A 17,077-nucleotide genomic window follows, 5' to 3' on the forward strand; every position below is an offset into this window, starting at 1 on the left:
TCTCGTTTAATCCGCAATGGCAATGGCCTTTGCCATCACGCTCAACACCTTGGGGAAGGAAACGCCGACAGAAGGGTCCCGAGACACCGAACCGGGGAGTTTCCGGACCATGCCCTTCGTCGTTCATTGCATCGACCGGCCGAATGCCGGCGGCCTGCGCCAGCGGACGCGGACCGAACATCTTGAATACATGATTGCCCATGAAGAGTGCATCGCGTTCGGAGGACCGTTGCAGAGCGACGACGGATCCAGGGTGATCGGCAGCCTCATGGTGCTGATCTATGAGACGCGCGAGGCGGTCGATGCCTTCCTGGCAGCGGAGCCCTACACCTGCACGGGCCTGTTTGCGGAAGTGAAGATCTGCCGGCTGCGCCAGATGGTGCCGGAAAATCCGCCCGGCCTGTTGCGGCGGGAACTGGAGCGCCAGCGCACCGGCGCATAGGCCCTTGCCCGCCAGCAAGGGACGCGAACGGGCGGAGCGCATCCGCCCCGCCCGTTCGCATCCCCGTTGTCGCCGCTTGCGCTCACCCCAGAAGCAGTTGATCGTCCTCCACCTCGCCTCCGGTCGTCTTCTTGAAAAGGTCGAGCAAATCCGCAACGGTGTAGCGCTTCCGGTCTTCGCCGCGAATGTCGAGCAACACGCGCCCAGCGTTCATCATGATGGTCCGGCTGCCATAGTCCAGTGAGTTGCGCATACTGTGGGTCACCATCAGGGCGGTGAGTTTCTGCTCCCCGGTGATTTCCGCCGACAGCTCCAGCACCGTTGCCGCAGCGCCCGGATCGAGCGCCGCTGTGTGTTCGTCCAGGATTAGGATCTTCATCGGCAACAGAGTTGCCATCAGCAGGCTGAGCGCCTGCCTCTGCCCTCCCGACAACGTGCCGACCATCGCCCCGAGCCGGTCCTCCAGCCCCATGCCCAATCGGGCTAGCTGTTCGGTAAGATGGCGACGTTCTACGCCCCGGCCCAGTGCCCTGCGCAGGCCGCGACGTCCCCCGCGGCTGGCGGCAAGTGCTAGATTCTCCTCCACCGTGAGAGAACTGCAGGTCCCCGCCCGCGGCTCCTGAAACACCCGGCCGAGCAGCCCCGCGCGCCGCTCTGTCGGCCAGCCCGTCACATCGTGACCGTCGATGTAGACCCCGCCCCGGTCCAGCCGGACATCCCCGGACACCGCCGACAGCAGCGTTGACTTCCCCGCGCCGTTGGTGCCGATCACGGTGACGAATTCCCCCTTCTCGATGTCGAGATTCACACCGCGCAGGGCCGGAACCGCCAGCGGCGTACCCGGGTTGAAGGTGACATGGGCATCGCAGATGTTGAGCATTCACTTATCCTTCCTGGGTCTGCCGACGTGGCAGAAGGCCCAAGAGCTTGGGCCACAGCCGAAGCCGCAGACGGCGTCGGGCCTGGGACAAGATGACGGCGACCGCGACAACCACCGCCGTCACGAGATTGAGATCCTGCGCCTGAATGCCGAGAAACCCGGCGCTGAGCGCGGCCGCTATGAAGAAGCGGTAGAGGACCGCCCCGATCAGGCAGCCCAGAGTTGCCCAGACCACCCTGACCGGACCGAGCAGGGTTTCGCCGATGATCAGAGCCGCCAGACCGATCACGATGGTGCCGATGCCCATGGAAACATCGGCAACGCCCTGGCTTTGGGCAAACAGCGATCCCGCCAGGCCGACCAGGCCATTGCTCAGGGTCATGCCGACCAGCGTCATCCGGTTGTTGTCGACCGACTGGGCCCGCGCCATCGTCGGGTTTTCACCGCTGGCCCGCAGCGCCAGTCCGACTTGGGTGGCCAGGAACCAGTCGACCAGGAACTTCATGGCAAGAGCGATGACAAGGAGGATCGCACTGTTGGTCCACACACCAAGATCGAGCACACCCTCGAAGGGCGTGAAGATCGTCGAGTGATCGTAGAGCGAGATATTCGGCCGCCCCATCACGCGCAGATTGATCGAATAAAGCGCGACCATCGTCAGGATGCCTGCAAGCAGGTTCAGGATCCGAAACCGCACATTGAGAAAGCCTGCGACATAGCCGGCGGCAGCGCCGGCCACGGTTCCGATTGCGGTGGCGACAAACGGGTCAATCCCGTTCACGATGGCGACCGCTGTCGCGGCAGCGCCCAGAGGGAAGCTGCCGTCGACCGTCAGGTCCGGGAAATTGAGGACACGGAAGGAGAGATAGACCGCCAGCGCCACGAGGGAAAAGAGCAAGCCGGCTTCGATGGCTCCGGAAACGGCGAGGGCACTCATGCTAATCCACCACCTTCGTTGCCGATGCCAGCAGCTCTTCGGACAGGCGAACCCCCATCGCCGCAGCGGCAGATCTGTTGAGATAAAGGTCCTGGGTCTTGAGCGTTGCCACCGGGATCGACGCCGGGCTTTCGCCCTGAAGCACCCGCACGGCCATCTGTCCGGTGAGGCGCCCGAGCTTGTAGTAATCGAACCCAAGTGCGGCCAGAGCCCCCCGCTCAACCGAATCCGTATCGCTGGCAAACACAGGAACTTTTGCCTTCCTGCCAACATTGACGACGCTTTCGACGGCGGCGACCACCGTGCTGTCGGTCGGGATGAGGATTACATCGGCCCGGTCCGCCAGGCTCAACGCCGCATCCGCCACCATGGCCGTCTGCGCAGCGGTGCTCTCCGCAATCTCAAGGCCATGCGTCGCCAGCTCCTTCGTCAGAGCCTCGACCTGGGAGACGGAATTGGCCTCCCCAGCGTTATAGATGACGCCAACCGTCTTCACGTCCGGAACCAGCGCCTTGATCAGCTTCAGGGTCGGCCCGAACGGTTGCCGGTCACTGACCCCGGTGATGCTGCCACCCGGAGCTTCCAGACTGGCCACGAGTTTCGCCCCGACCGGGTCGGTCACCGCCGAAAACAACACCGGAATGTCACCCGCGGCGCTCTGCAGAGCCTGTGCCGACGGCGTGCTGATGCCGACAAGCAGATCGGCCCCCAAGCCGGCGAATTCCCGGGCGATCTGGAGTTGGGTCGGCATGTTGCCCTGGGCACTCTGGACATGGAGCTTGAGAGTCTCCTCCTCCTTGTAGCCGCTCTCGGCAAGCTCATCGATGATGCCCTTGCGCGTCGCATCAATGGCCGGGTGATCGATGATATAGGTGATGGCAACCTGCGGCGTGTCCGCACGGGTCGCCGCCGAGCCGGCGGCGACGAGCAGGAGCGCCGTCGCGACTGAGGCCAGTTTCCAATGAAACATCTTGGCTGTTCCTTTCTGGGTCTTACATTTTTTTGTCTGGAAGTTTTTGTCTCTCGCTGTCAGGACAGCAGGCTTTGCGGTTTGGCCGGGACCACCGCCACAGGCTCAGGAAACAGCGGCTGGAACATCAGCTCGGGCCGTTCCGGCGGACGGTGACGGCGCAGCATGGACAAGTCGAAATCCTTCACGGAACGCGCGCCCATCAACATCTGCGCGACGGCAAGTTCGCTCTTCAGAACGCCGAGCGCCTGCCGGACGCCTTCCTCGCCGCCGCTCGCCAGGGCATAGAGGGTCGCCCGGCCGATCTGCACCGCATCGGCCCCCAGCGCCAGGGCGCGCGCAATATCCGATCCGGTGCGAAACCCGCTGTCGACCAGAAGGGTGAGCTGCGAACCGGCGGCCGAACGGAATTCGGGCAGGATGTCAATGGTAGCAACCGCGCCATCGAGTTGCCGCCCGCCGTGGTTGCTGACGACAATACCGTCGACTCCGATCTCAAGCGCCTTGGGTACCTGTCCGGGGTCCAGCAGCCCCTTGACGATCAAAGGGCCAGTCCAGGTTTCGCGCACCCATTTAAGATCTTCCCAACCGACCGAAGGGTCGAGCTGCGACTGCATCAACTCCGCAATTGTGTCGGTCTGTCGCAATCCCAATTCCGCGGCCATGACCTCCAGTGTCGGAGGGCCCGAACGCGCCATCCGCAAGGTCCAGGCCGGATGGGCGAGCAGGCTGGCCAGCTTTCCCGGGCTCCAGCGGAACGGCAGCGAAAAGCCGTTGCGGACATCGCGCAGGCGGCGGCCGGGAATGGCGTTGTCAACGGTGACTTCCAACGCGCTGAATCCGAGGGTTCGCGCTCTGGCCAGCAGCCTTCGGCTCACCGCCCGGTCCCTGAACAGATAGAGCTGGAACCACTTGTCCCCCGCGCCCGCCCTTGCAAGATCTTCCATGCTGACCGTTGCCGCCGTGCTCATGACGAAGGGAATGCCCGTGTCGGCGGCGGCGCGGGCCAGATCGAGATCGCCTTGCGGCCAGGCGGCACCAGCAAGGCCGGTCGGACCGATGATCACCGGCATGGCATGATCACGCCCAAACAGGTTAACCGACTGGGAACACTGACTAACGTCGACCGGCGCGCGACCGAGCAGCCGGACGCGATCAAGCGCGGCCCGGTTTTCCGCCAACGTATTTTCGCCGCCACTGCCACCATCGATGAAGTCGAACACGAAACGCGGCAAGCGGCGGCGCGCACACTCGCGGAACTCGGCAATCGACTGCGGGTGATGGGTCATGGCCCTTTTGTCCTCCCTGGCAAACAAACGAAACTGGCTCGGTGGCCCGACCTGGATCACCGAAGCGCGGCTCCCTCCCGGAACGACCTGCCCAACCTCCCCGGCGCTTGGCTACAGTACGCAGGCCCGCCCCGACGCCGGGATGGCACCCGCCCGAGCGTGCACACCGGTGCCCTGCATGGGAAACACGCCCAGGATGGTGAGGCGGGAGGTGTGGCGTTTGAGACGGTCGAGCGCCCGGGCAACCGGCGGCTGGTGCGGATGTCCCTCGATCTCGCAGAGAAACCGGGTTGCGACAAACTGGCCGTCGACCAGATAGCTTTCCAGCCGGGTCAGATTGACGCCGTTGTCGGCAAAGCCCTTGACGGCCTGCGACAAGGCCCCCGGCGTGTTGCGGAGATCGAACAGCAGACAGGTGAGAACGCCCGGCGTCTCCGCGCAGGGCAGCTCGGGCTTGGCCGCCAGCACATAAGACCGGGTCATATTGAAAGGGACGTCTTCAATATTGCGCTTCAATACCTTCAGGCCATGGATGCGCGCGGCCTGCTGCGAGGCAACCGCCGCATCCCGCCCCGACGGATCCTGCCGGAGACGTGCCGCAGCGGTGGCTGTGTTGCTCGCCTCCACGGGCACCAGCGCATGCCTCGAGAGAAACCTCTGGATCTGCGCCAGCGCGACGGGATGCGAATGCACCCGCTCGATCCGGTCAAACGTACAGCCCTCCGGCGCCATCAGATGGAGTTCGATGCGCTGGAAGACCTCACCAACGATGGCCAGACCCATATCTGGCAGCAGAAGGTGCGTATCCGGGACGCGCCCGGCAAGGATGTTCTCGCACGGCAGCATGGCGGCGGAGGCCTTGCCCTTGCGCACCAGGTCAATCACCTGAAACAGGCTGTCGCAGCCACTGCACCGCGCACGCGGGAACGCGGCCTGGCAGGCGACATGGGCGAATGCTCCCGGACTTCCATGATAGACTATGACGTCCGGATCGAACCGCATCCGGGAACTGGTTCGTCCCGGCTCCTGGCGGGTGACCAGGCTTCGGCCCGCGCGCACCGAGCGCAGGGCCGCATCGCCGCCTCCCCGCCCCACGACGCGCAGTGCCGGACGGGTCCGCCCCGTATCGCTGCCGCGCGTGTGGCCCTCGCCCGGCGAACGGCCGCCACCACGTTTCGAAGCCCGGGCACGAAGTGACAGAAACGACACCATCATCAGGCCTCACCCTTGTGAGGGCCGCTGTGCGGTCATCACCGTCATCGGCCAGAGCAGAGCCCATCCGGAAGCGGTCTCGCTGACACTCAGATGGCGATCCGCTGCCTCAAGGCAGTCGCCGGCCGTGTAGCCGGGCTTTGCGGAAAACAAAAGCTGCAGAAAGCGGCCGATATCCTCCCGCCGCGCGAACTCCCAAGGGGTGATCACATCGTGAAACTCCGGCGTCTCCCAGCCCGATAACACACACAGGCTTTCGGCGAATTCCTGCGACAGGAAGGCAACCTCATGCCCCGTAGTGCAACTGCGCGCGATGAAACTGTCGAAATACCGGGCCAGCGGCGTTCCGGCGAACACGTCGGCGATCACCAGGCGACCTCCGGGCCGCACCAGATCCGCAAAACGGTTAAAGGCAGCGGTCTTGTCGGTGACGTGATGCAGCGCGCCGCGGCTCCAGACCGCATCGAAGTCCTTGAAGTTGATGTCCAGAACATCGGCCGACGCCGGAACCACCCGGATATTGCCGAACGCGCCGCCTCGCTCCAGACCTACCAACTGGTCGACGGACGGATCGCTGGCGACCAGAAGCCCATTAGCGCCGACACACGCGGCAATCGCCTTGCTAAAATACCCGTTTCCAGCGCCGACCTCCAGGATGCGCTCGCCCGGCGCCGGGGCTAGGAACCGCGTCATGCAGGCAATGTCAGGGCGCCATGCATCCGCATAAAGCGACAGGGCATCGCGGTAGTTCGAGGAACGCTCTCCCATGAACTCCAGAGACTTGCCCGCTGTGTTTGCATCGACATACATCGCTTGGCTCCTTTTGATCGTGACCATGCATCAACTGCACCTGCCCAGCGCCCTCATGCCCCTTCAATCGGTGTGGGCTGACGCGCCCGACGCGCGGCCGGCGGATGTCCCTTGTCTCGCGATCCGCCGTCCCCGGCCTGTCAGGGGGCGTTTCATCGGGTGAGACGCCTTCCAGAAGACCGCCTTTCCGCCTCGCCAGAGACACGGATGCGCGGCGACAAGATCGCGCCATTGGGTGTGGAAGGCCTTTCCTTCAACCCCTCGAACAAAGGCGTAATAACCATATAATTGCTTGTCAATTGCACTATGCAATTATTTGTTGCAGTGCGGAATCTTTGCGCATTCGCCCAGGAATGCGTCAGCAATTGCCGAAATTTTGGGAGTACCCCTCGCCTCAGTTCCGAAAGTGAGAGGGCAAGCTCGCCCCTGACAGGGCCGCAAGATCGGGCGCCCCCCCTTGGCACCGCTCCCTAGCGGCGAGGCCGGTTGGGAAGATCACCTTGATGGGAGGGCGACGCGCCAGGTGCGCACGGCGCACGCGGAGGGCAGAGTCACCCTAGATATGCCGGGGATAGCGCTTCGTCCCGGCAATCGGCTCCAGCCAGGCCACCGCATGCTCGGTATAGATCTCCGTCTGGGGCCTCAGCCCCGCAAGATCGTCCAGAGTGCCTGCCTTGAGCACGATTTTGCCCGGAGCCGCCGCGATGGTCGCATAGATCGGCGCGCCGCAGGTTCCGCAGAAGTGACGCATGACCGGATCGCCGCTGTCGCCCGTATCGACAAAGACCCGGGTTTCGCCCGTTACCTCGAAGTCGGTATCCCTCATGACGAGATTGAGGGAAAACACGCTGCCGCTTTGCTTCTGGCAATGGCTGCAGTGACAGGCCGTAATCGCCCGGGGCGCACCTTTCAGGGTGTAGCGGATGGCCCCGCACAGACATTTCCCGCTCCGTTCCGTCATTCCGCGCTCTCCTCGCTGGGGGTTGATCCCTCTGTCGCACGTGCCGCTTCATCCGGCCGGTGACACCATATGGCTCATGCTCCCGCCCGGGCCGGGGCAGCGTCGTCGGATGGGCGCTGCAGGGCGTTGACGAAGGCCGCAAGCCCCAGAAAGAGCGGCGAGACCCAGAACCCCGCCGAAATGCCCCCCGTTGCATCGGAGATGGCGCCCGCCAGAAGCGGACCGACCGTCTGGCCGAGCGCGAAACTGAGGGTCAGGAGAGAGATCGCCGCGGTCCAATAGGTCGGCGACAATTGACGCTGGGCGACAATCGTGATCGCCGTCGGTCCGGCGAGAAAGCTGCCGCCGAAGATGATCGCCGACACGAACATGGCCACCGGACCGGACCAGACCAGAACCGCGAGCGTCCCGACCATTGCCGTCATAAACACGATGCTTGGGCCGAGCCCGCCCTTGAGCGCCCCCAGCACCCGTCCCCAAACCAGGGTGGAGATCGCCGACACCAGACCAAGGACCATCCAGAACAGGATCATGCGATCATCGTTCGCGCCCTGGCTCCTCAGAAGGGCGATGACGAAGGTCATGTAGCCGACATAGCCGGCGCCGAAGAGGCCGTAGCCGAAGAAGGTCGGGGCGATCCGCCGAAATTCGCGGAGCTTGAGCAAGGGCGTGCTGCCGCCCAGGGGCTCCTGAATACCGCGCACCGCCCAGGCGGCAATCGGCAGCCCCGCCAACCCGAGAACACCGAGCGCGATCCATCCGCCGGTCCACTGCGCCACGCCCCCGTTCATGGCCATCGGGACGGCAATGCCCGCCAGCAGGATGCCGACGCCGACGCCAGCCACATAGATCCCCACCATCGTCCCTCTGCGCCGTGGGTTCGGCTCCCGGCAGATCGCCGCCGCCAGCGCTGCACCGATGATGAAGGTATAGGCAGTGGTCACGCCGCCGAAGGTGCGCACCAGGAACAGCATGGTGAAGTCCGGGAAGACGCCCGTGGCCAACAACGCCAGCGCGCTGAGCAGGAAACCGGCGAGAAAGGCGCGTTTCGCGCCCCAGCGGCTTGCGACCCATGGCGCGGTCAGCGCACCGGCGATGTAGCCAAAGCCATTTGCGGTATTCAGCGCCCCCGCCTCGGCATAGCTCAAGGCCAGATCGGCCTGCATCGCCGGGAGCAGCAGCGCATAGGCAAAGCGGGACAGGCCAAGGGCCAGCGCCGCGCCGGTGGACAACGCAACCGCGATCGCGAATTCGATCCCGGCCCCTGCCCTGACATCGTCGACTGCCCCGGTGGTATCCATCCTGCACCTCGCAGGGACCCGAGAACGGCCCCAGTTCAGTTGACATGAACGGCCTTCGCGCCGAGCCGCCAGGAAGCGGCGGCATTGTTTGGCGGACCATCTTTGACTATAATGTCAAACATGACATGACTGTCAAGAATGCTGCCAGCAGGGATATGCGACCCATGGTCGGAACCAGACAATTCGACGAAACCGCGGTGATGCAGCGCGCGTTGAACGTGTTTCGCCAAAAGGGACTTGCGGCCACGTCGATGATCGATCTAGCGCAGGCCACGGGCGTGCATCGCGGATCCCTCTACAATGCCTATGGCGGCAAGGAAGCGATCTTCCTGTCGGCGTTCGAAACATATGCGGATGACTATATGCGCGGGATCCGCACCGCCCTTGACCAAACGGACGCACGGGCGGCGCTCGCCGCCTTCGTGGAGACGGTCCTGACGAGCATGACCGCCGGGTCGCCAGCACGCGGCTGCCTTTCGACGCGAACCGCGACGGAGGTCGACGAGACCCCACCGGCCGTACAGGATCGCATCAGGCGCTGGCTGGACGAGCTGCAGGAAACCATCGAGATCGGCCTCCGGCGGCGATGCCTCGCGGACCAGCTCACCCTCCCCCCTGAGGAAGCGGCGCGGCTTCTCGTGACGTTCACACGTGGCCTTGCTGTGATGGAGCGCGTCTATCACGACGAGGCGCAATTGCGCGATATCTCGGCCTCGCTCATCCGCGTCCTGGTCCGGCAAGCCGGCAAGGACTGACCAAGGTCATCGTCCCCCCCTCGTTGCATCGCCCGGGGGGCCTCCTCGCCGGGTCGGGGCATCCGTCCTCTCGGCCGCGTGACGCGCACCGGCGGCGCATGAGGTTGACGGCATCGCGTCCCGCCCCCCAAGGGCACAGCTTGACGCGCCACGCGCCTCCGTGACGCCCCTCTGCCCGGCAATGGCTACTGCCTACGGCGTGATCGCCCGACAGCGATCCCCTGAAAGCGGGACGTCGACGCCCCCGCGACCGCCCCAACCCCGGACCCAGGCTGCGAGACGGCCCGCAGTCATCGACCGGTCGCCGCAGCTCCCCCTCCCAAAAACCGGCGGGTATCCAAGCCATCTTTTTGCCCCTAAGGAATCAATCATAGGAATGCGACACAATAAGAACACAACCTATACGTGAATCGAGGGGCAAAGCCATATCAATGGCTACCAGAACGTCAGGTGCGTGACACACCATGGAACAGCAGAGAAACCGCGTTGAAGCAGTAGAAGCCAGCTACAAGAAGAATAATTTCGGCAACATCGCGCCAATCCTTGGCCATCTCAGAGCCTTTGAAGCAACAGCCCGCCTGGGAAGCATGACGCTGGCCGCCGAAGAGATCAACACGACGGTCAGTTCAATCAGCCGCCACAACAGACTGATAAGCGAATATCTCCATGTCGAACTCTTCGAGAACATAAACAGGAGTTTGAGACTGACAGAGGAGGGGTATTTCTTCTACAGATCCATCTCCTCCTCTCTCAGCGGCATCCTTGAGGCAACCGACTACATCACGCAGCATAACAAGAGCGGATCCATCAAGATTTACTCCAGCTCCATATTCATGTTCAGATGGATAATTCCGAGAATAAGGGCATTCCTGAACAAGAACCGACTGGAATCCGTGAGGCTCTTTACCCACGACGCATCCGAAGAAAGGTGTTCTCATATATTGTTCTCACTCGAATCCACATCCGAGAACAGTGAGGTCTTTCTGCCAGATGAGATCCTGCCGGTTTCCAATCCAAACCGGCTGGCAGTCGGGCCGGAGTCGGAGATCCCTCTCATCTGCACGCATCCGGACATGACGGATTGGGACGATTGGTTTCAGCTCATTCCAAGCCTGCAATCCCAGAAAACCTCGAAAATCTTCATTGCCGATGAAAATGCGGCGCTGGAAGCGGCGTGCCAGGGGCTGGGGGTCGCAATTACCCGGCTTTCCGTGGCCCGTGAGGCCCTGGATACGCAAGTCCTGTCCCCATTCGGCAATCGCCAGCAGAAAAAGCCCGCCTTTATCTGGTGCACCCGCCCGCAAGGTAGAAGCCTGAACAGGGAGGAGAAACAAATCCTCTCCTTCCTGAAAGCCGAGGCCATTTTGTCCTTCAAGGAGCCTTAGGGTCCAGACCCGACTTCGCGCTAGCGGGCTTCTTCGCATCTGACGCGAGGCTGTCTTCGCGCTCCCGGGAACCATCGCAAGAGTTGCCGCCGATTTCCGGAGTGCAGCCCAGATGCAGCGCCCGAAGATGCTCTTCGGAAAAGGCATCCTCACTGGCACATGCGTCGCCGAGTTTTCGCCAGCCTGTCAGGCATGAGGCGAAAGCCCCATGCAGGATAGCTCGAAGCATGCCGTGCTCCTCCGGCTTGGCCATGGCAGTATCTCAGATACGGCTCAGGCCTTGATCCCGACCGCCACCAGGGCCGTCCGCGGAACCGTCGCGACATGATCGTCCCACTCACGCGCCACCGATATGGGCCCCAGAATCCGCTCGGCGAGAGGTCCAAGCACCTCTTCGATCTCACCCTCGTCGGTCACGAGCTTGATCAGGTCGTAGGACTTGAAGAGATGCAGGATCGCATGTGTTCTCGCCTCCTCCGGGGACCCGCCGCGCAGTGTGAAGGGATCGGAAATCTCGAAGAAGCGCAGATCGCGGAAACCGGCAGACGTGAACAGATCCAGGATTTCAGCGCGCGTGTAATGCGCATGCGGATGGCCGGTGCGTGAATAGGGGTGGATGACCTCGTCGAAGAAACGGGCGATCCCACTACCGACCTCGAAGGCATGGAAGACCAGACGGCCATTTGGCTTGAGCGTCCGCCAGGCTTCGCAAACCGCAGCTCGCCGCACGTCATTGGGAAGCAACTGACTGCCGTAGGCGATCAAGACGCCATCAAGGACGTTGTCGCGAAACAGGCTCCGGCCCGCTGACTGCCGCACATAAGGAAGATGCCTTGCCCGGCAAATGGTCATCATATGGTTGGACAAATCGGCGGTGAACACGGTCGGCGTGTCCGGCCCGAGCGTGGAGGCAAAATGCGCCACCGCCCCGCTGCCGCCGAGAACATCGAGAATCTTGTAATCCCGCCCGGGAATCTCATCGTAGTGCGGCGAGAAACACTTGAGCAGCGATGTCATGCCGACACTGCGATTGTCCGCGTTCTTTTGCACGCCGCTCCAGGCCGGCCCCCGGCCGCCACGGTCATTGCCTTCAAAGACCCATGATGCCGCATTCATTTCCGCGACATAGGGCAGGATCCGGTCATCGGTCAGGTTTTCGAGATCCAGAAGATCGTGGAGGTCGCGATGCCTTTCCGAAATCTCATCGAGATACTCGGAGAACGAGCGATGATCGACGTAGTCCTCAGTCCGGGTGGTGGTGACAGCCTCGTTCAGCATCGCAGCAAGACCCTTATTGCATTTCAAGAATTTGGCGCGAGCGCCGGCAGCACCGCAGATGCCTCCGACACCGCCACCGAAGCGAGGATGCGACCACGATACGACTCGTGGCCACGCCCCTTGCAGAGAGCCTCAAGCCGATTTTTCGTCGACGGTGGCCAGGGGCTCGCTCTTGTTGACCGCGAAGAAACAGAGGACCTTCAGCGTCTTGTCGCCACGCACCTTTGCGAAGTGAACCGCATCGACCGGCACCGCATAGGAGCCGCCGACCTTCACGCGCTGATCCGGACGCCCCTCGACGGCGAGGTCGAACTCCCCATCGAGAACGTAGCCGGTCTCGATGCCGGGATGGGTATGCGGAGACGCGTGCGTACCGGCCGGCACCTCGATGATGCTGACATTGAGCATGAACTCGTCCGACAGCGGCACCTCCTGCAGGAGTGTGCGCTTGATACCACCCTGCACATAGACAGGCTCGGTTGCCGGCAGATCATTCGATTGAGCAAGAGACATGCAAAATTCTCCCAAATAAAGGTCAGCGAAGGTCAATCGGGCACAACCAAAAATGACATGCCGCACCAGTGCGGAGGTCAGCGCCCGCCATGATAGTTCACCTCCAAACCGCAACTCTTGATTTCAAATCCTCGAACAAAATTCGAAATTATAGAAACGAAACCATATCAATAGATTATATCCATGTATTTCCTTGTTAATTTCAAAATCGGGTGCAGACATGTCTCTGACCATCAAGCCTGTGTCTGAAAAAGAAGAAAATAATATAAATAATAGAAATTTCGAAGATTTCGCAGTTCCGGAAAAAGCGGGCCTTCACATTGCCAAGCCGGCGAGTCCCCGCTTCATGTCCTATGACAATCGGCGGATACATCTCATTCCCCAACTGGATTTGCTGGACGACCGCACGCGCAGCGGCCTGCTGCGGGCATCGAAGATCTTTCCGCTGAAGGTCAATTCCTATGTCCTGGAGAACCTGATCGATTGGGATGCCGCGCCCGACGACCCGATCTACCGGCTTGTCTTCCCGCATCAGGACATGCTCACCGAAGAAGCGGACCACGCCTTGACGGCGCTGGAAACGGGCGCGCTTGCTGCCGAAGACGCCGCCGCCCGCTTGGTCGAGATCCGGGACACAATGAACCCGCACCCCGCCGACCAGACGAGCAACATTCCCATCCTCGATGGGATGCAGATCGAGGGCATTCAGCACAAGTATCGCGAAACGGTCCTCTACTTCCCGAAACAGGGACAAACCTGCCACGCCTATTGTGCGTTTTGTTTCAGATGGCCGCAGTTCATCGAAACAAGCGCGCCGAAATTCGAATCCAAGGACAATGCGCGCCTGCTGGCGTATCTGCGCGGCAATCCACACATCTCCGACCTCCTGCTGACCGGCGGAGATCCGATGGTCATGAACGCGCGGCGACTGGCGGCCCTGCTCGATCCCCTTCTCGATCCGTCGCTTGCGCATGTTTCGACCATCCGCATCGGCAGCAAGTCGCTCACCTATTGGCCCTATCGCTTCCTGACCGACCCTGACGCGGACGCGCTGCTCGACCTGTTCAAGAGACTGGCCGACGGTGGCAAGCACATCGCCTTCATGGCTCATATCAACCATTGGCGGGAGATCGAGCCGGAACCGGTGCAAGCCGCGATTGCCAGGCTCAGGCAGGCCGGCGTCACCATCCGGTCCCAGGCGCCGCTGATCCGGCGGGTCAACGACAATGCGGACACCTGGCGGCGGCTCTGGAGCCGGCAGGTCGAGCTCGGCATTCAGCCGTATTACATGTTCGTGGAACGCGACACCGGAGCCACTCAGTATTTCGGCGTCACGCTTGCCGAAGCGCACCGCATCTACAAGGGCGCGATTTCATCCGTCAGCGGGCTGGCGCGCACGGCCCGCGGGCCGGTGATGAGCACCAGCGCCGGCAAGGTGCAAATCCTCGGTCCGATGACCGTGAACGGGCAGAAAGCCCTGGCGCTGACCATGTTGCAGTCCCGAAATCCGGACACCGTCCACGACCCGTTCCTGGCGAAATATTCGCAAGAGGCGACCTGGATCGATCAACTGGAGCCGTTCGACCCCGTCGACACGTTCCCGTTCGGCTCGAAAAAGGGGGCAGCGTAAGATGGACCCGGTCAACATCTGCCTCATTGGCGGCGGCCCGAGAGCCTTGGTAACGCTCAATGCCTTGCGCCGGCATATTCTCGAGTTCGACGATCCCGATGTGCAGTTCGTTATCGCCATCGTCGATCCGAACACCCATGGCAGCGGCTGCCATGACCCCAACCAGCCCTACCACCTCTACACCAATACCCTGGCGTCTCAGCTCACCGCGTTCTATCCCGCCCCGGCCGGCGAGGAAGCAGCGAACTGGCTCACCGGCCCCTCCTTCACCGAATGGGCGCGACTGGCCGGCATCGAGAACATGTCCGGACAGTTCGATCAAAGTCTCGATGGGGCGCCGCTCAGGCTGGTCTCCGAGCTCGACTACCTCCCCCGGTCCCTGCTCGGTCAGTATCTGGCCTGGGCGTTCCGCCGGCTTTGCGCATCGTTTCCAGCCAGGGTCACGATACGGCCCTATCACGCCATGGCGCTCGATGTGGAACAGGATGGCGATGCCCGGTTCACCGTGCAGCTCTCCAACGGCGGATCGCTGACGGCAGATTATGTGTTCATCTCCACCGGTCACTCCACCAACCAACCCTCGCCTTTTGCGCAAGTGTTGGACTCCTTCGCCGACGCAGGCGCGCGCCATAATCCCGACCTTATGTTCCTGCCGCAGTGCTATCCCACGACCCGGTTGGAACGGATCTCGCCAGACGCCCGCGTGGCAATCCAGGGTCTCGGGCTGACCGCATGGGACGCCATCGCCGAGCTTACCGAAGGCCGGGGCGGCCGGTATGAGAACCAGGGCGGCAAGGTGGTGTACCGGCCGTCGGGGTCGGAACCGTCCATCACCCTGTTCTCGCGCAAAGGGCTGCCGTTCGCAGCGCGGGGGATCAACCAGAAAGGCCTGACCGGTCGCCACCGGGCCCGTTTCTTCACCCCTCAGGCCGTCGAGGCCATTCGCGCGGAGAAACTGGCACGAACGGGCAATCGCCAGCTCGACTTCGAAACCGAGATCCTGCCGCTGCTTTGGCGCGAAATGGCCTTTGCCTATCGGCAAACGCAGCTTGGCCGGCCGATCGAGACGCGCGACTTCGCCCCCACGGCCGAGGAAATGGCGGCGCTTCAGCGCGAGTTCGAGCCGTTCGGCGGGCATGTGTTCGGCTCGCTGGACGAGTTCCGAAATGCCTTCCTCCACCATGTGCGGGATGATCTGACGGAAGCGGAAAAAGGCAATCTCGGATCATCGATCAAATCCGCGACCGACGTCATTCGCGATTGCCGGGCGGCGATCTGCGCCGCCGTGGAATATCGGGGGCTCACACCGGACTCCGAACGCTGGTTCCGGCAGGAACTGGTGCCCACCATGAACCGGATCTCCTTCGGCCCGCCACTGTTTCGAAATCACCAGCTCCTGGCCTTGTTTCACGCAGGCGTGGTCGATCTGGCCGCCGGCCCGGCCAACAAGGTCAAGCTCGACAAGACCCACTGGCGCTATGTCATCGAGACGGACTTTGTCCGAAGCCCCAGCCGCGTTGAAGCCGATGTCCTCATCATCGCCCGCCTCGACCCATTCATTCCGGAGACCGACGCCAATCCTCTTACCGCCGCGCTCCTGCGGAACGGGCTGGTGCGCCCCTTGCAAAACGGCAGCTTTCGCCCTGGCGGCTATGATGTCACCCCGGACTTCCAGCCGGTCGGCCGCAATGGCAGCCCCACCCGCAACATCTGGATCATGGGCTATCCGACCGAAGGCGCCACGTTCTACACCCACGCGATCCCCCGGGCCGGCCTCGCCTCGCCGCAATACGCGGCGGCCAACACCTGCGTTTCGCAGATGTTCGCCGACCTGGCCGCATACCGTCCGGCCAGACCTGCACCCCTTGTACAGATGACGCCATGACCTACGATCTCTTTGCGCTGCGTTATGGGCGCCAGCCCGACCTTCCGATAGAGGAAACCGGCGTCTTCCCACAGGTCCGAACTTCGGAAGAGGAGTGCCAGCCGTTCTCCTACTACTTCTGGCTGGCAAGGTCGGCTTCCTCCTGCGTGCTGGTGGACTGCGGCTTTTCACCGGAACAGGGACACGCACGAGGAAAGGAAACGATCCTGCCGGTGACCGGCCTGCTCGATGAGATCGGTGTCTCGCCGGATCAGATCGACGATATCGTCCTCAGCCATCTTCACTACGATCACGTCGGCAACCTGAACCTCTTTCCCCGGGCACAGTTACATGTTCACGCGCGCGAATGGGCCTGGGCCACCGGTCTGGCGATGGCCGACGCCGCCGCGAGCCGCTATTATGACCGCAACGACATGACGGTGCTTCTCGACCGGCTTTTCTCAGGCAAGCTGCGGCTGATTAAACAGGATCAGCTTGAGTTCAAGGGATTGGGCCTCACCCGTGTTGGCGGACACAGTCCCGGCCAGATGATCATCGAGGTTCCCACCTTGACCGGACCCGTCGTGCTGGCGAGCGACGCCAGCCACCTTGATCGCAACTGGCAACAGCGCAATCCCTTTCCGATCATCCACGAGCAACCGGCCTCTCTCGATGCCTGCGCCCTTCTCGCCCGCAAGGCGGAGGACGGCGCCAGGATCGTCGCCGGGCACGAGCCGTCGGTCTTGCAGAAACATCAGCCGGCAGGCCGCAGCGGCAACGTGGTCGCTCTGCACCGACCCACCTGAAATGCGGTCAGATTTGGGGAGGGTCCGGGGAGTGCCCGGGCGCG

17 protein-coding genes are annotated in these 17,077 nt (G+C 62.7%); 6 read left to right on the forward strand and 11 right to left on the reverse strand.

What is annotated here, in order from left to right; translation table 11 throughout:
• Window positions 1–109 precede the first annotated feature (109 nt).
• On the forward strand, window positions 110–442 hold the full coding sequence (locus tag IEV83_RS18255) for a YciI family protein (protein ID WP_181760647.1): 333 nt from the start codon (window positions 110–112) through the stop codon (window positions 440–442).
• A gap of 82 nt (window positions 443–524) precedes the next feature.
• Here the strand turns inward: IEV83_RS18255 and IEV83_RS18260 are convergent, their stop codons facing one another.
• The 8 genes from IEV83_RS18260 to IEV83_RS18295 form a co-directional block, all read right to left on the reverse strand.
• Complete coding sequence (locus IEV83_RS18260; protein ID WP_181760648.1) at window positions 525–1,322, reverse strand: ABC transporter ATP-binding protein; 798 nt, start codon at window positions 1,320–1,322, stop codon at window positions 525–527.
• Window positions 1,323–1,326: 4 nt separating this feature from the next.
• Window positions 1,327–2,259, reverse strand: a complete 933-nt coding sequence (locus IEV83_RS18265) for an ABC transporter permease (protein ID WP_181760649.1) — start codon at window positions 2,257–2,259, stop codon at window positions 1,327–1,329.
• A gap of 1 nt (window position 2,260) precedes the next feature.
• Window positions 2,261–3,229: an ABC transporter substrate-binding protein gene (locus IEV83_RS18270; protein WP_181760650.1), complete on the reverse strand. Its 969-nt coding sequence runs from the start codon at window positions 3,227–3,229 to the stop codon at window positions 2,261–2,263.
• Window positions 3,230–3,288: 59 nt separating this feature from the next.
• Window positions 3,289–4,518 (reverse strand): alpha-hydroxy acid oxidase, encoded by a 1,230-nt coding sequence (locus tag IEV83_RS18275; RefSeq protein WP_181760651.1) that lies wholly within the window; start codon window positions 4,516–4,518, stop codon window positions 3,289–3,291.
• Window positions 4,519–4,629: 111 nt separating this feature from the next.
• Window positions 4,630–5,733 (reverse strand): prephenate dehydratase domain-containing protein, encoded by a 1,104-nt coding sequence (locus IEV83_RS18280; RefSeq protein ID WP_188478626.1) that lies wholly within the window; start codon window positions 5,731–5,733, stop codon window positions 4,630–4,632.
• A gap of 6 nt (window positions 5,734–5,739) precedes the next feature.
• On the reverse strand, window positions 5,740–6,540 hold the full coding sequence (locus tag IEV83_RS18285) for a class I SAM-dependent methyltransferase (protein ID WP_181760653.1): 801 nt from the start codon (window positions 6,538–6,540) through the stop codon (window positions 5,740–5,742).
• Window positions 6,541–7,096: 556 nt separating this feature from the next.
• Complete coding sequence (locus IEV83_RS18290) at window positions 7,097–7,501, reverse strand: GFA family protein (RefSeq protein WP_181760654.1); 405 nt, start codon at window positions 7,499–7,501, stop codon at window positions 7,097–7,099.
• A gap of 74 nt (window positions 7,502–7,575) precedes the next feature.
• Window positions 7,576–8,802 carry a YbfB/YjiJ family MFS transporter gene (locus IEV83_RS18295; RefSeq protein WP_181760655.1) on the reverse strand — a complete coding sequence of 409 codons (1,227 nt, stop codon included), beginning with the start codon at window positions 8,800–8,802 and terminating at the stop codon, window positions 7,576–7,578.
• A 164-nt stretch (window positions 8,803–8,966) separates the two neighbouring features.
• Here IEV83_RS18295 and IEV83_RS18300 point away from each other — a divergent pair, with 164 nt between their 5' ends.
• On the forward strand, window positions 8,967–9,557 hold the full coding sequence (locus IEV83_RS18300) for a TetR/AcrR family transcriptional regulator (protein WP_181760656.1): 591 nt from the start codon (window positions 8,967–8,969) through the stop codon (window positions 9,555–9,557).
• Between the two features lie 464 nt (window positions 9,558–10,021).
• Complete coding sequence (locus tag IEV83_RS18305; RefSeq protein ID WP_181760657.1) at window positions 10,022–10,942, forward strand: LysR family transcriptional regulator; 921 nt, start codon at window positions 10,022–10,024, stop codon at window positions 10,940–10,942.
• On the opposite strand, the gene IEV83_RS18310 is transcribed toward IEV83_RS18305, so the two are convergent.
• From IEV83_RS18310 to IEV83_RS18320, 3 genes are all read right to left on the reverse strand, one after another.
• On the reverse strand, window positions 10,929–11,195 hold the full coding sequence (locus IEV83_RS18310) for a hypothetical protein (RefSeq protein ID WP_181760658.1): 267 nt from the start codon (window positions 11,193–11,195) through the stop codon (window positions 10,929–10,931). The genes IEV83_RS18305 and IEV83_RS18310 overlap by 14 nt on opposite strands.
• A 20-nt stretch (window positions 11,196–11,215) precedes the next feature.
• The gene (locus tag IEV83_RS18315) at window positions 11,216–12,220 is read right to left on the reverse strand and encodes a methyltransferase domain-containing protein (RefSeq protein WP_181760659.1); all 1,005 of its coding nucleotides are present in this window, start codon (window positions 12,218–12,220) and stop codon (window positions 11,216–11,218) included.
• 132 nt (window positions 12,221–12,352) lie between these two features.
• Window positions 12,353–12,733: a cupin domain-containing protein gene (locus IEV83_RS18320; protein WP_181760660.1), complete on the reverse strand. Its 381-nt coding sequence runs from the start codon at window positions 12,731–12,733 to the stop codon at window positions 12,353–12,355.
• Window positions 12,734–12,953: 220 nt separating this feature from the next.
• On the opposite strand from IEV83_RS18320, the gene IEV83_RS18325 reads away from it, so the two are divergent.
• Genes IEV83_RS18325 through IEV83_RS18335 form a run of 3 tightly spaced genes read left to right on the forward strand, consistent with a single transcriptional unit; the run spans window position 12,954 to window position 17,033 of the window.
• Window positions 12,954–14,363 carry a KamA family radical SAM protein gene (locus tag IEV83_RS18325; protein WP_188478629.1) on the forward strand — a complete coding sequence of 470 codons (1,410 nt, stop codon included), beginning with the start codon at window positions 12,954–12,956 and terminating at the stop codon, window positions 14,361–14,363.
• A 1-nt stretch (window position 14,364) separates the two neighbouring features.
• Window positions 14,365–16,248, forward strand: coding sequence for an FAD/NAD(P)-binding protein (locus tag IEV83_RS18330; protein WP_181760662.1), 1,884 nt, complete (start codon window positions 14,365–14,367; stop codon window positions 16,246–16,248).
• Complete coding sequence (locus IEV83_RS18335; RefSeq protein ID WP_181760663.1) at window positions 16,245–17,033, forward strand: N-acyl homoserine lactonase family protein; 789 nt, start codon at window positions 16,245–16,247, stop codon at window positions 17,031–17,033. Before IEV83_RS18330 ends, IEV83_RS18335 begins: the two co-directional genes overlap by 4 nt.
• The last annotated feature ends 44 nt before the right edge of the window (window positions 17,034–17,077 follow it).

The sequence above is a fragment of the Stappia taiwanensis genome (assembly GCF_014635285.1).
Lineage (GTDB): Bacteria > Pseudomonadota > Alphaproteobacteria > Rhizobiales > Stappiaceae > Stappia > Stappia taiwanensis.